Source organism: Pantoea sp. B566, from assembly GCF_024793925.1.
GTDB lineage: Bacteria > Pseudomonadota > Gammaproteobacteria > Enterobacterales > Enterobacteriaceae > Pantoea > Pantoea ananatis.
The window spans coordinates 3674534-3689579 of the sequence record NZ_JANUQL010000003.1; the positions used below are offsets into that span (position 1 = coordinate 3674534).

General features: G+C 53.1%; 10 protein-coding genes. 6 read left to right on the forward strand and 4 right to left on the reverse strand.

The genetic code is table 11. The features are described from left to right. Positions 1 to 15 precede the first annotated feature (15 nt). On the forward strand, positions 16 to 870 hold the full coding sequence (gene ampE, locus NYE92_RS18700; protein ID WP_013024632.1) for a beta-lactamase regulator AmpE: 855 nt from the start codon (positions 16 to 18) through the stop codon (positions 868 to 870). On the opposite strand, the gene NYE92_RS18705 is transcribed toward ampE, so the two are convergent. The 3 genes from NYE92_RS18705 to aroP all read right to left on the reverse strand — a co-directional run bounded on the left by NYE92_RS18705 (position 852) and on the right by aroP (position 4743). Then, a complete protein-coding gene (locus NYE92_RS18705) occupies positions 852 to 1811 on the reverse strand; it encodes a family 43 glycosylhydrolase (RefSeq protein WP_105077128.1) in 960 nt (319 codons plus the stop codon). The two genes, ampE and NYE92_RS18705, sit on opposite strands and share 19 nt — an antisense overlap. Further along, positions 1808 to 3211: a glycoside-pentoside-hexuronide (GPH):cation symporter gene (locus NYE92_RS18710; protein ID WP_259019346.1), complete on the reverse strand. Its 1404-nt coding sequence runs from the start codon at positions 3209 to 3211 to the stop codon at positions 1808 to 1810. The genes NYE92_RS18705 and NYE92_RS18710 overlap by 4 nt, the downstream gene beginning before the upstream one ends. A gap of 176 nt (positions 3212 to 3387) precedes the next feature. Continuing rightward, on the reverse strand, positions 3388 to 4743 hold the full coding sequence (gene aroP, locus NYE92_RS18715) for an aromatic amino acid transporter AroP (RefSeq protein WP_014592927.1): 1356 nt from the start codon (positions 4741 to 4743) through the stop codon (positions 3388 to 3390). 510 nt (positions 4744 to 5253) lie between these two features. On the opposite strand from aroP, the gene pdhR reads away from it, so the two are divergent. From pdhR to lpdA, 4 genes are all read left to right on the forward strand, one after another. After that, positions 5254 to 6018, forward strand: a complete 765-nt coding sequence (pdhR, locus tag NYE92_RS18720) for a pyruvate dehydrogenase complex transcriptional repressor PdhR (protein WP_013024636.1) — start codon at positions 5254 to 5256, stop codon at positions 6016 to 6018. A 102-nt stretch (positions 6019 to 6120) separates the two neighbouring features. After that, positions 6121 to 8787, forward strand: coding sequence for a pyruvate dehydrogenase (acetyl-transferring), homodimeric type (gene aceE, locus NYE92_RS18725; protein WP_014592928.1), 2667 nt, complete (start codon positions 6121 to 6123; stop codon positions 8785 to 8787). A 14-nt stretch (positions 8788 to 8801) separates the two neighbouring features. Then, entirely contained in the window at positions 8802 to 10691 is a 1890-nt protein-coding gene (gene aceF / locus NYE92_RS18730; protein WP_015700948.1) for a pyruvate dehydrogenase complex dihydrolipoyllysine-residue acetyltransferase, read from the forward strand. Between the two features lie 283 nt (positions 10692 to 10974). After that, positions 10975 to 12399 carry a dihydrolipoyl dehydrogenase gene (lpdA, locus tag NYE92_RS18735; RefSeq protein WP_014606575.1) on the forward strand — a complete coding sequence of 475 codons (1425 nt, stop codon included), beginning with the start codon at positions 10975 to 10977 and terminating at the stop codon, positions 12397 to 12399. Between the two features lie 620 nt (positions 12400 to 13019). Here lpdA and NYE92_RS18740 read toward each other — a convergent pair. Continuing rightward, the gene (locus NYE92_RS18740) at positions 13020 to 13940 is read right to left on the reverse strand and encodes a LysR family transcriptional regulator (RefSeq protein ID WP_013024640.1); all 921 of its coding nucleotides are present in this window, start codon (positions 13938 to 13940) and stop codon (positions 13020 to 13022) included. 97 nt (positions 13941 to 14037) lie between these two features. Between NYE92_RS18740 and NYE92_RS18745 the strand changes: the two genes are divergently transcribed. Next, positions 14038 to 15036, forward strand: coding sequence for an aldo/keto reductase (locus NYE92_RS18745; RefSeq protein ID WP_015700947.1), 999 nt, complete (start codon positions 14038 to 14040; stop codon positions 15034 to 15036). Positions 15037 to 15046 lie beyond the last annotated feature (10 nt).

Consider the following 15046-nt stretch of genomic DNA (forward strand, 5'->3'; position numbering starts at 1 on the left):
TCATCTGGAGTAACTATGACGTTATTTACCTTGTTACTGGTTTTAGGTTGGGAGCGGCTGTTTAAGCTGGGAGAGCACTGGCAACTGGATCATCGGCTTGAACCTGTTTTTCGTCGCCGTCGGCAGGTTTCCCTCATGCGTACTCTGTTGATGTTGTTGGTCGTGATGGCATTGACTGCGCTGGTGGTGTGGAGCCTGAAAGGGATTCTGTTTGGGATCCCGCAGCTTGTGTTCTGGATTGTGGTGGGATTACTGTGCATCGGTGCCGGTGTGGTGCGTCAGCATTATCATGCCTATCTGCAGGCGGCGAGTCGGGATGAGGCGGCCGCGCATCAGGCGATGGCGGCAGAACTGACCTTGATCCACGGCGTGCCGGTTGAATGCAGCGAACGCGAATTTTTACGCGAGTTACAAAACGCCCTTATCTGGATTAACTTTCGTTTCTATCTGGCGCCAATGTTCTGGTTTGTGGTGGGCGGCGCATGGGGGCCAGTTTTACTGGTCGGCTACGCCTTTTTACGGGCCTGGCAAAGCTGGTTGGCAAAACACGGTACGCCAATGGCGCGCGCGCAATCAGGCGTAGACACGCTTTTGCATCTGGTTGACTGGATCCCGGTCCGCCTGGCGGGCGTTGCCTATGCGCTGCTGGGGCATGGTGAAAAAGCGTTGCCTGCCTGGTTTGCATCATTAACCGACAGGCATCGCTCTCAATACCATGTGCTGACGACGCTGGCACAGTTTTCGCTGGCCCGCGATCCTCATACTGATAAGGTTGCTACGCCACGTGTTGCGGTGGCGCTGGCAAAACGCATTTCACTGGTATTAGTGGTGGTCGTGGCGCTCTTGACCATTTACGGGACGCTGGTGTAATCCGCAGGTGGCACGCCAAAATCCGGTGTGCCATCTTCACGCCAGTAAAAATATTTCAGGCGCGTGTGGCGGTTGCCATCCCACAGTGGATCCCCTTCAATTTCCGTATAGTTGCGCGCATGGTAGACCAGCAGATCCCGCCCCGCTTCATCCTGGGTAAAACAGCTGTGCCCAGGGCCATACTGGCGGTTCTCCCAACTGGTTGAGAATACCGGCCGCGCTGACTTCTGCCAGGCCAGGGCATTAAGCGGATCGGCATCACGCGGAATCGACAGCAGGCCCATACAATAATTCTCATCCGTTGCGCTGGCGGAATAGGTAATAAAAAGCTGGTCGCCATGCACTATCGCCGCCGCCCCTTCATTAACACTAAAGCCTGCGCACTCCCATTCATATTCCGGACGGCTCAGCATGACCGGTTTACCTTTAAGCGTCCATGGGTTGCGCAGCTCCGCAAGATAGAGGTTGGAATTGCCCGGAATGCCGGGATCTTTCTGCGCCCATAAATACCAGTTTTTACCCTGATGAACGAAGTGAGTGGCGTCCAGCGAGAAGCTGTCGATATGGCTCAAAACCTGGCGTACAGGCTGCCAGCGGCCGCTGAGCGGATCCTCACCCTCGCAAACCAGCGCATACATGCGGTGCTGAAACAGCCCGTCTTTGATGTCACGCGAGGGCGCTGCGGCAAAATAGATGACCCATTGACCGTCAATGTGATGCAGCTCCGGCGCCCAAATCAGCTCGCTGAAGGGACCGATATCGGGCTTGTGCCAGATCACCACCGGCTCCGCGTGGCGTAAGTCCATTAGCGTACTGGCGCGTCGGATTTCCAGACGATCGTATTCCGGCACAGAGGCAATAAAGTAGTAGTGCTCTCTGTGGCGCAGGATAAAAGGATCGGCACGCCGTTCGATAAAGGGGTTCGGCCAGTGTTCACTCATTTCAGTGCTCCTGTCTGGATCTCGCTCAGCGGCTGGTTGCTGCCCGACTGTGCCGCGATGCGACGCAGGGCAAGATCGCGTTGGATGGTTTGCATTAAGGTACGATCCACTTTCATCAGTCGTACTACGCCCGCGGTGATCAAATAGCCGATGCCAGGAATAACGGTAAACAGCAGCACGATGCCGTTAATCGCCTGGGCGGATTGCTGCTTAGCTCCCGCATCGTAACCGTAAGCGGAGAGCAGGAACCCCACCATCGCCCCTGCTACCGCTAACCCGACCTTGAGAAAGAACAGGTTGCCTGAAAAGCTGATACCCGTGATGCGCTTGCCAGTTTTCCATTCACCGTAGTCATCCACGTCTGCCATCAGGGACCAGTGCAGGGGGGAAGGAATTTGATGCAGGATATTCAGCAGGAAGTAAGCGATAACGATTGCTACGGTGGCATGAGGATCAAGCCCGTAGAAGCCGCAGGAGAACAGGGCCAGGACAATATTGGTCCAGAAAAAGACTTTCAGCTTGCACCAGCGATCGGTCAGCACTTTGGCCAGCGTACTGCCCAGCATCATGCCCACCACGCCAAGGCTGATAAACAGCGTCGCAAAGTGCGGCGTTTGGCCCATTACCCAGGTCACGTAATACATGGTCGCCGCCATACGAATAAACCCCGGACACACGTTGCAGAGCGTGAGCAGCAGAATGCGCACCCATTGGTCATTCTTCCAGACATCGCGCAAATCGTGTTTCAGGTCATCATTTGTCGGCACGGCAGGATGAATACGTTCACGGACGTTTGCGAAACAGAACAGGAACATCGTCAGGCCGACCAGGGCCAGTACGCCCATCGCCATTTGGTAGCCGCGCGCTTTATTGTCGCCGCCAAACCACTCTGCCATGGGCAGTAAAGACAGCGAGAGAATCAGCGTGGCAATCCCCACCATCACAAAACGGTACGACTGACAGGATACACGCTCGCCAGGATCGTTAGTGATCACGCCACCCAGCGAGCAGTAGGGGATATTGATCGCGGTGTAGGTCAGGGACATGAAAAAATAGGTCACAAACGCCCAGATAACTTTGCTGTGATAGCTCCAGTCAGGCGTGGTAAACATCAGCACACTGAATATAACGTAGGGCACCGATACCCACAGCAGCCAGGGGCGAAAGCGCCCCCAGCGGCTTTGGGTTCTGTCGGCAATCGCGCCCATTATCGGATCGGTAATGGCATCCAGAATCCGGACGGAGAGTAACAGCACACCGACCAGCGCCGGGGCTAAGCCAAATACGTCGGTATAGAAATAGCTGAGAAATAACATGACGGCACCGCCAATCATGTTGCAGCCGGCATCACCCATGCCGTAACCCAGCTTTTCTCTGAACGAGAGGGTTTTACCTGTCATTAATGTTTCCTGCAGAACAATTAAACAGAAAAGAAGTATTAATGTTTAATCAGCAGGATGAGCGGCAATAAATCGTTGCGATGATGGACAAAACAGCCATGCGAGAAGAAGTGTGAACCGCGTCGGGTCTGGTGACGGCCCACCCGCTGAAAAATGGCGGCGGGTGGGCAGGGGGATCAGGCTTTTTGCGTCTTATTTTTGACGAAATAGCCAATAGCAAGAACGATCAGCCAGACAGGAATCAACCAGACGGAGATGGCCATCCCCGGCGTCATGGCCATCAGAACCAGAATGCCGGCCAGGAACACCAGGCAAATCCAGTTACCCAGCGGGTAGAGAACGGCCTTGAATCGGGTGGTTACGCCTTGCTGATTTTTCTTTTTACGGAATTTCAGGTGCGCCAGGCTAATCATCGCCCAGTTGATGACCAGGGCAGAAACGACCAGCGACATCAACAGGCCAAACGCTTCAGCCGGCATAAGAAAGTTGAGCAGTACACACAATGCCGTGGCAACGGCCGACACCAGAATACTCATCACGGGCACACCGCGACGGTCCACGTTCAGCAGCGCTTTAGGTGCATTGCCCTGCTGCGCCAGACCAAACAGCATACGGCTGTTACAGTAAACGCAGCTGTTATAGACCGACAGCGCCGCAGTCAGAATGACGACGTTCAGCGCGTTAGCCACCATCGCATCGCCCAGCTCGTGGAAAATAAACACAAACGGGCTGGTTTCTGCGGTTACGCGCGTCCACGGCATTAAAGAAAGCAGTACCGCCAGCGAACCGATATAAAAGATCAGAATACGCCACAGCACCTGATTAGTGGCTTTAGGAATCGTGGTTTCAGGATTGTCCGCTTCGGCAGCCGTAATCCCTACCAGCTCCAGTCCGCCGAACGAAAACATAATAATGGCCATGACCATCACCAGTCCGCCCAGGCCGTTGGGCATAAAGCCGCCTTGCTCCCACAGGTTGCGCACGGTAGCCTGTGGACCGCCGGTACCGCTAAACAGCAGCCAGCCGCCGAACAGGATCATGGCAATAACCGCAATCACCTTAATAATGGCGAACCAGAACTCCATCTCACCAAACACTTTTACATTGGTCAGGTTAACGGCGTTGATCAGCACAAAGAAGATGGCGGCTGAAGCCCAGGTAGGAAAATCAGGCCACCAGAACTGGATATACTTGCCCACCGCGCTCAGCTCGGCCATCGCCACCAGCACATACAGGACCCAGTAGTTCCAGCCGGAGGCAAAACCGGCGAAGTTGCCCCAGTATTTGTAAGCGAAATGGCTGAAGCTGCCGGCGACCGGCTCCTCGACGACCATTTCGCCGAGTTGGCGCATGATGAGAAAAGCGATAAATCCGGCAATGGCATAGCCTAAAATAACGGCCGGGCCAGCGGATTTGATAACCGACGCACTGCCCAGAAACAGGCCGGTTCCCACTGCACCACCCAGGGCAATCAACTGAATATGGCGGTTTTTTAAACCGCGCTTCAGCGATTCGCCGTGCTGTTGTTCCATACACACCTCATGATGTTGTTATTCTTCGCCGCAGGATGCTCTGACTGTAAAGAATTAAATACACGTAAGACTGATATTTTAGGGAATCTGACTTGCGTAATGCCGCCAGCTGTAACCTGCCGACCAGAATAGTGATAAGCGCATGGCTTTGCACCTGCTTTCGCTTTACCTGTTACGAGTTGGCTGAAAAAGAAGCAGCGGAAAAGGGGGATGTTGACGAGGTGGGTAAAAAAAGAACCTGAACGCAGCGAAAGGAAAGCGCAGCGAGCTAAATCGGTTTAACTGGGAGCTTTGTGTAATTTTAGGTAAACCCGAAAAAATTTAACATTGAGTTAACACCCTGTTTTCCACTTTTCAACTCAACAGTTAATGCAAAAGCACAGCCTTACGTCACCTTAATGTCACCGATGCCGTATAGACACAAGGTGAATACTTTGTTACTTTACGGGCTCCTTTTTTGAATTGGTATTACCAATTTACTTTATCAGACAGGCACACTAAGAAGGGAAGATGGCTTACATTAAGATTCGTCAACCCAAACTCTCCGATGCCATTGAGCAGCAACTTGAATCCCTGATTATGGAAGGGACGCTGCAGCCGGGAGAGAAGTTGCTCCCCGAGCGCGAACTCGCCAAACAATTCGATGTTTCACGTCCGTCTCTCCGTGAGGCAATCCAGCGTTTAGAAGCGAAAGGATTGTTACTACGCCGTCAGGGCGGCGGAACATTTGTACAGAAACATCTCTGGCAGAGCGTGAGCGATCCTCTCGTTGGGCTTCTTGCCGAGCATCCGGAATCGCAGTTTGACCTGTTGGAAACGCGCCACGCGTTAGAAGGCATCGCCGCTTACTATGCCGCGCTGCGCGGTACAGAAGAGGATTTACAGCGGATTCGCGACTGCCATCTTCATATTCAGCAGGCGCAGGACAGCGGCGATCTCGACGCTGAAGCAGACGCAGTAATGAAGTATCAGATCGCTGTCACAGAAGCAGCCCATAATGTCGTGCTTTTGCATTTGCTACGATCAATGGGACCTATGCTGGAACAGAACGTTCGACAGAATTTTGAATTGCTCTACTCGCGCCGGGAAATGCTGGCGAAAGTGAGCGGTCACCGCGCCAGAATTTTCGAGGCGATTGTGGCTCGTGAGCCGGAACAAGCACGCGAGGCTTCACACCGTCACCTGGCGTTCATTGAGGAAATCTTGCTGGACAGAAGTCGGGAGCAGAGCCGTCGAGAACGCTCCCTGCGTCGTTTACAGCAACGTAAGGAATAACGTGCGGCAAAGATCGTGCGAACATGTGCGACGAGCCTGTCTCCCTGACGTTAACAGGCTCCCGATTTTTCAACGTATTAGACACAGATAAGGAATACCCCCATGTCAGAACGTTTACACAATGACGTGGATCCGATTGAAACTCGTGACTGGCTACAGGCGATCGAATCGGTCATCCGTGAAGAAGGTGTTGAACGTGCACAGTATCTGATTGATCAGGTGCTGAGTGCAGCCCGCAAAGGCGGTGTGAAAGTTGCTGGCGGTGCTGCCGCAATCAGTAACTACATCAACTCTATTGCCGTTGAAGATGAACCGGATTATCCGGGCAACACCTCACTTGAACGTCGTATCCGTTCCGCCATTCGCTGGAACGCCATCATGTCGGTGCTGCGCGCATCGAAGAAAGATCTGGAACTTGGCGGCCACATGTCCTCCTTCCAGTCTTCTGCCACCATCTATGAAGTGTGTTTTAACCACTTCTTCCGCGCGCGCAGTGAAAAAGACGGCGGCGATCTGGTGTACTTCCAGGGCCACATTTCTCCGGGTATCTATGCCCGTGCTTTCTTGGAAGGTCGTCTGACTGAAGAGCAGATGAATAACTTCCGTCAGGAAGTGGACGGTAAAGGTCTGTCCTCTTATCCGCATCCTAAACTGATGCCGGAATTCTGGCAGTTCCCGACCGTCTCCATGGGTCTGGGCCCACTCAATGCCATCTATCAGGCTAAATTCCTGAAATATCTGGAACACCGTGGTCTGAAAGATACCTCCGGTCAGACCGTTTACGCTTTCCTGGGCGACGGCGAGATGGATGAGCCAGAATCCAAAGGTGCGATCACCATCGCCACCCGTGAAAAACTGGATAACCTGGTTTTCATCATCAACTGTAACCTGCAGCGTCTGGATGGACCGGTCACCGGTAACGGTAAGATCATCAACGAGCTGGAAGGCATTTTTGCCGGTGCTGGCTGGGAAGTGATCAAGGTTATCTGGGGCGGTCGTTGGGATGAACTGCTGCGTAATGACACCAGCGGTAAACTGATCCAGCTGATGAACGAAACCGTTGACGGCGACTACCAGACGTTTAAGTCACGTGATGGTGCCTATGTGCGTGAGCACTTCTTCGGCAAATATCCGGAAACCGCTGCCCTGGTGAAAGACTGGTCAGATGATGAAATCTGGGCACTGAACCGTGGTGGTCACGATCCGAAGAAGATCTATGCGGCACTGAAAAAAGCGCAGGACACCAAAGGCAAGCCGGTACTGATCCTGGCGCATACCATTAAAGGTTATGGTATGGGCGACACAGCCGAAGGTAAGAACATCGCGCACCAGGTGAAGAAGATGAACATGGATGGCGTTCGCTACATCCGCGATCGCTTCAACGTGCCGGTCGAAGACGACAAGATCGAATCTCTGCCTTACATCACCTTCGATAAAGGCTCTGAAGAGTACAACTACCTGCACGGCCAGCGTGAGAAGTTAGGCGGTTACCTGCCATCACGTCAGCCGAAGTTCACTGAAAAGCTGGAAATGCCGGCGCTGGAAGAGTTCAGTGCGCTGCTTGAAGAGCAGAACAAAGAGATCTCGACCACCATCGCGTTCGTGCGTGCACTGAATGTGATGCTGAAGAACAAATCGATCAAAGATCGTCTGGTGCCTATCCTTGCGGATGAAGCCCGTACCTTTGGTATGGAAGGCCTGTTCCGTCAGATTGGTATCTACAGCCCGAACGGTCAGCAGTACACACCGCAGGACCGTGAGCAGGTGGCTTACTATAAAGAAGACGAGAAAGGTCAGATTCTGCAGGAAGGGATTAACGAGCTGGGCGCAGGATCATCCTGGCTGGCGGCGGCAACCTCTTACAGCACCAACAACCTGCCGATGATTCCGTTCTACATCTATTATTCGATGTTCGGATTCCAGCGTATTGGCGATCTGATGTGGCTGGCGGGCGACCAACAGGCGCGGGGCTTCCTGGTCGGCGGTACATCAGGCCGTACCACCCTGAACGGCGAAGGTTTGCAGCATGAAGATGGCCACAGCCATATTCAGTCACTGACGATCCCTAACTGTATCTCCTACGATCCGTCGTATGCCTACGAAGTGGCAGTCATCATGCATGACGGTCTGGTTCGTATGTACGGCGAAGCGCAGGAAAATATTTATTACTACATCACCACGCTGAACGAAAACTACCACATGCCAGCGATGCCGAAAGGTGCCGAGGAAGGTATCCGTAAAGGTATCTACAAGCTGGAAACCGTTGAGGGTAGCAAAGGTAAAGTTCAGCTCTTGGGTTCAGGCTCTATCCTGCGTCACGTGCGTGAAGCTGCCCAGATTCTGGCGACCGATTACGGCATTGGTTCAGACGTTTACAGCGTCACCTCGTTCACCGAGCTGGCCCGCGATGGTCAGGACTGTGAGCGCTGGAACATGCTGCATCCAACGGAAGCCCCACGCGTGCCTTACATCGCTCAGGTGATGAACGAAGCGCCAGCCGTGGCCTCCACCGACTACATGAAGCTGTTCGCTGAGCAGGTTCGCAGCTATGTGCCTTCAAGCGATTACCGCGTGCTGGGTACGGATGGCTTTGGCCGCTCTGACAGTCGTGAAAATCTGCGTCACCACTTTGAAGTGGATGCATCTTACGTTGTGGTTGCCGCGCTGGGTGAACTGGCTAAACGTGGCGAAATCGATAAGAAAGTCGTGGCGGATGCGATCGTGAAGTTCAAGATCGATGCCGATAAAGTTAACCCGCGTCTGGCTTAAGAGGTAACAGAGTAATGGCTATTGAAATCAAGGTACCAGATATCGGGTCAGACGAAGTTGAAGTCACCGAAATTCTGGTCAAGGTTGGCGACAAGGTGGAAGCCGAGCAGTCGCTGATCACCGTGGAAGGCGATAAAGCCTCTATGGAAGTTCCCTCGCCGCAGGCTGGCGTGGTGAAAGAGATCAAAATCGCAACCGGTGACAAAGTGGAAACCGGTTCGCTGATCATGATGTTTGACGCAGAAGCCGCTGCAGAAGCAGCCCCTGCGCCCGCGCATGAGAAAAAAGCAGAGGCCGCGCCAGCCGCTGCACCTGCCAGCGCCAGCAAAGACGTTAACGTGCCGGACATCGGCGGTGATGAAGTTGAAGTCACCGAGATTCTGGTGAAAGTGGGCGACAAAGTTGAGGCTGAGCAATCGCTGATCGTCGTTGAAGGTGACAAAGCCTCAATGGAAGTTCCTGCGCCGTTCGCGGGCGTGGTGAAAGCGATCAAAATCTCGACCGGCGATAAAGTGAATACCGGTTCTCACATCATGGTCTTTGAAGCAGAAGGCGCTGCGCCTGCTGCAGATGCGAAGCCAGACGTGAAAGAAGACGCGGCGCCGGCACCTGCCGCTGCCGCGGGTTCAAAAGAGGTCAACGTACCTGACATCGGCGGTGACGAAGTCGAAGTCACCGAAGTGCTGGTGAAGGTGGGTGATAAAGTCGAAGCTGAGCAGTCACTGATTGTGGTGGAAGGCGATAAAGCGTCGATGGAAGTCCCGGCACCTTTCGCGGGCACGGTCAAAGAACTGAAAGTGGCAACGGGCGATAAAGTCAGCACCGGTTCGCTGATCATGGTGTTTGAAGTGGAAGGCGCTGCGCCTGCCGCTGCACCGGCTGCCAAAAAAGAGGCGGCACCTGCGCCAGCGGCGTCGGAATCGAAGCCTGCTGCACCTGCTGCTAAAGCAGAGAGCAAAGGCGAATTTGCCGAAAACGATGCGTATGTGCATGCCACGCCGGTCATTCGTCGCCTGGCGCGTGAATTTGGCGTTAACCTTGCCAAAGTTAAAGGCACAGGCCGTAAAGGTCGTATTCTGAAAGAAGACGTTCAGGCTTACGTTAAAGATGCCGTGAAACGCGCAGAAGCCGCGCCAGCCGCCGCCAGCGGTGGCGGCCTGCCGGGCATGCTGCCATGGCCGAAGGTTGACTTCAGTAAGTTTGGTGAAGTTGAAGAAGTGGAGCTGGGCCGTATCCAGAAAATCTCGGGTGCGAACCTGAGCCGTAACTGGGTCATGATCCCACACGTTACGCACTTCGACAAAACCGATATTACCGAGCTTGAAGCTTTCCGTAAGCAGCAGAACGCCGAAGCGGAGAAGCGTAAGCTGGACGTGAAATACACGCCAGTGGTCTTCATCATGAAAGCGGTGGCGGCGGCGCTTGAGCAGATGCCACGCTTTAACAGCTCACTGTCTGAAGATGCGCAGAAGCTGACGCTGAAAAAGTACATCAACATCGGTGTGGCGGTGGATACGCCAAATGGCCTGGTGGTTCCGGTCTTTAAAGACGTGAACAAGAAGGGCATTACAGAACTGTCTCGTGAACTGATGGCGATCTCTAAAAAGGCGCGCGATGGCAAACTAACCGCAGGCGACATGCAGGGCGGCTGTTTCACCATCTCCAGCCTTGGCGGCCTGGGCACCACCCACTTTGCGCCGATTGTTAACGCGCCAGAAGTGGCCATCCTTGGTGTGTCAAAGTCAGCGATGGAGCCAGTGTGGAACGGTAAAGAGTTTGCACCACGTCTGATGATGCCAATCTCTCTGTCCTTCGATCACCGCGTTATCGACGGTGCAGATGGCGCACGTTTCATTACCATTATTGGCAATATGCTGTCAGACATTCGTCGTCTGGTTATGTAAAAAGCGCAAAAGGCCGGCAAATGCCGGCCTTTTTGTAACATTCAGGGCACCGCGGTTGGCAGTTTATTAACAATTCTGTAAACTCTTGCGGTGAACATGTCCCGGTGGAATAAGGACATCATGAGCCTATTCCATTAGGCATAATTGGCGCAGTCAGCTTGCGTACCTGCCACGCAAACCCGTCAACGGTAGGGTGGTAGCAACATACGCAATATGGCCAGTTAACTAGCCTAATGGGATAGGCTCAGCGTCTGACCCGCCGGAAATCCAATAAGAGGTCATGATGAGTACAGAGATTAAAACTCAGGTCGTGGTACTTGGGGCAGGTCCTGCAGGTTACTCTGCAGCTTTTCGTTGCGCTGACTTAGGTCTGGAAACCGTACTGGTTGAGCGCTACAGCACCCTCGGCGGTGTCTGTCTTAACGTAGGCTGTATCCCGTCTAAAGCGCTACTGCACGTTGCCAAAGTGATTGAAGAAGCGAAAGCGCTGGAAGAACACGGCATTGTGTTTGGTCAGCCGCAAACGGATATCAACAAAATCCGCAGCTGGAAAGAGAAGGTGATTAACCAGCTGACTGGCGGTCTGTCAGGCATGGCAAAAGGTCGTAAAGTCAAGGTTGTTAACGGCCTGGGCAAATTTACCGGTGCGAATACGCTGGTGGTTGAAGGTGAAGGTGGTGCAACCACCATTAACTTCGACAACGCCATTATCGCTGCGGGCTCACGCCCAATCGAGCTGCCGTTCATTCCTCATGAAGATCCTCGCGTGTGGGATTCAACCGATGCGCTGGAACTGAAAGAAGTGCCTAAACGTCTGCTGGTCATGGGCGGCGGTATTATCGGTCTGGAAATGGCGACGGTTTACCATGCGCTGGGTTCAGAGATCGACGTGGTTGAAATGTTCGACCAGGTTATCCCGGCTGCCGATAAAGACGTGGTGAAAGTCTTCACCAAACGTATCAGCAAGAAATTCAACCTGATGCTGGAAACTAAGGTGACCGCCGTTGAAGCAAAAGACGACGGTATCTATGTTTCAATGGAAGGTAAAAAAGCGCCAGGCGAAGCCCAGCGTTATGATGCGGTTCTGGTGGCAATTGGTCGCGTGCCAAACGGTAAGGGCATGGATGCAGATAAAGCCGGCGTTGAGGTTGACGACCGTGGCTTTATCCGCGTTGACAAACAAATGCGCACCAACGTGCCGCACATCTACGCTATCGGCGATATCGTCGGGCAGCCGATGCTGGCGCATAAAGGCGTGCATGAAGGCCACGTTGCGGCAGAAGTCATTTCAGGTCTGAAGCACTACTTCGATCCGAAAGTGATTCCGTCCATTGCCTATACTGAACCAGAAGTTGCCTGGGTTGGTCTGACCGAGAAAGAAGCGAAAGAGAAAGGCATCAGCTATGAAACTGCCACATTCCCGTGGGCAGCATCCGGCCGTGCTATTGCTTCTGACTGCGCAGACGGTATCACCAAACTGATTTTCGACAAAGAAACCCATCGCGTTATCGGTGGCGCCATCGTCGGTACTAACGGCGGTGAGCTGCTGGGCGAAATTGGTCTGGCCATTGAAATGGGCTGTGATGCAGAAGACATCGCATTGACCATCCATGCGCACCCGACCCTGCATGAGTCAGTAGGCCTGGCCGCTGAAATCTTTGAAGGCAGCATCACCGATCTGCCTAACGCGAAAGCGAAAAAGAAATAATTTTCAGAACTGAAATAGCGGCCCCTTATGGGGCCGTTTTTTTATGGCTTAGATTCAATCGGATAATGAAAGGAATAAAAGAAAGGGCGCCTGTGCTAACACCTTTACACGGGCAAAAATGGCGTAGTCAATCCCGCCATTAACGCATTTTTTACTGTCTGGTTTCGTTATTCAAGACAGCCGAAAGTTCAGTACTCATTATTCTGAGGCGAAGTTCACATAATGAACGTCAATTTGATAAACGTAATCCTAAGAGCATTGACCCGCTGATAACAAGCGAACCGTATTTCGACTTGATGGTGGCACCTCTCTTGATTTTTATCGTGAGAGGGGTTAGGGCTTGCAGTGTTGAGGTATCAGGGTTTCCCCGCTCGCACGCGTTAAAATTATTGTGAGCGGTTCCTGCCTCTTTCCACCTCAGATTCTCACGTCAGGCAGAATGATTCATGAGCCCAACCGCAGTCTGCGCATGTATTATTTCAGAGTCTCTTTATATTTTATTGGATTATTTAGTGAACCATTAATAAGATCGTCAGAGGTTAATACGTCCTGATTAAAAAGGTTTTATATTTACTTTTTGGCGCCTTTTTAATTTTTTTAACGCGAGATCGCGTTGTTATTCAATTTTTATGATTGCCTGCTTCGTTATTATTAAGGCGTAGCCAGTCAATAAAATGCCGCAACGGCGCAGAGACATAACGCCTGCCAGGATAATACAGCCAGAAGCCATCTGCATGTTGGGTAAAGCCACTGAGCAGTTCAACGAGTGCGCCGCGCTGCAGATGGGCGCTGACCACGGCTTCCTGTAAGAAGGCGATCCCTGCCCCTGAAAGGGCGGCCTGCAAAATCCGCTCGTTGTTATCCAGCACCAGCGGGCCACTGACCGCGACCTCCTGCCTTTGCCCCGCGTGCCAGAATTCCCAGCGATAGCGTCGGCCACTGGGGAAGCGGCGTTCGATGCAGGGAAATGCAAGCAGTTCATCCGGCGTTTGCGGTGCGCCATGACGTTCGATTAAGGCCGGGCTTGCGACAACCAGAGTGCGCATTGCCGGGCCAAAGGGCAGGGCAATCATATCCTGTGCCAGCACATCGCCATAGCGAATGCCTGCATCAAAACCCGCTTCCAGAATATCGACCAGCGCATCATTACTGTCAATTTCCAGCGTGATTTCCGGATAGCGCTGGATAAACGGCAGAATCAAGCTTTCAAAGAACAGTGTTTCAGCAGAACGCGGCATATTGAGTTTCAGCTTGCCGTGTGGACGCGCCCGCCAGTCATTAAGTTCATCCACGGCCTGAGAGAGTTCGACCAGCGCGGGTTGAATACGCTGGAGAAAATGCGCGCCCGCTTCGGTCAGGGAAACGTTGCGAGTGGTGCGGTTAAGCAGCCTCACGCCGAGCCGCTGCTCGAAATGGCGCATTGCATGGCTGAGTGCCGAGGGCGTGACGTTACGCGCCTGCGCGGCTTTGCGAAAGCTACGATGGTGCGCAATCGCACAAAACATTTCCAGTTCCTGAAGCGTTGCCCGGGATAGCGTCATTGATGAGTTTTTCTCACTGAATTAGAAAATTAAGCACAATTGTTGTTGCGATTGATGAGGATTATAACAATAACACCGCAATAATGAGGAAGATGTCATGCAACAACGTCAATTAGGTAATCAGGGTTTACAGGTATCGGCACTCGGGCTGGGCTGCATGGGCATGACCTTCGCCTATGGCAACACGGATGAGTCACAGGCATTAAATACGCTCTCCCGCGCATTTGAACTGGGCATTAATTTTCTGGATACCGCTGAGATTTACGGGCCCTTCACAAACGAAGCGCTGATTGCAAAAGCCCTTAAAGGCCGCCGTGATAGCGTGACCGTTGCGACGAAATTTGGTTTTAGCATTAGCGGTGCCGGTCAGGGCTGGGAGAACATGACCGGTGTGAACAGTCAGCCACAGCATATTCGCGAGGCAGTAGAAGGATCTTTGACGCGTCTCGGCACCGATCATATTGACCTGCTTTATCAACATCGTTTCGATCCCGCGGTGCCGATCGAAGACGTGGTGGGCACGATGGCAGATTTAATTAATGAGGGAAAAGTGCGCTACCTCGGCCTGTCGGAAGTGTCTGCTGCCACGCTGCGCCGTGCCTGTGCCGTACATCCGATTTCGGCCTTACAAAGCGAGTACTCACTTTGGACTCGCGATCCCGAGCAGAGCATTCTTGCTACCTGCCGCGAACTTAACGTCGGTTTTGTGCCTTACAGCCCTCTGGGCCGCGGTTTTCTGACCGGTAAGCTGGCAGCGGTGACCGACCTTGATCCGCATGATTTCCGCCGTGGCTTGCCGCGTTTCCAGCAGCAGTCACAGCAACATAACCAAAAGTTAGTGGATCAACTGATGGAGATGGCGCGGGGTTATGGTATTTCTGCAGCTCAACTGGCACTGGCGTGGGTTTTAGCGAAGGGTGAGGATATCGTGCCTATTCCGGGAGCAAGCAAAGTCCACCATCTGGAAGAAAACTGTGCCGCCGCGTCAGTTGCCCTGAAAAAGGTCGACATCGACATGCTGGATACTGTGTTTGCCCCGGAAAACATTCGCGGTGAGCGCTACGCCAATGCAGAATACGGTATGATCGACCGCTAAACGTAATCGG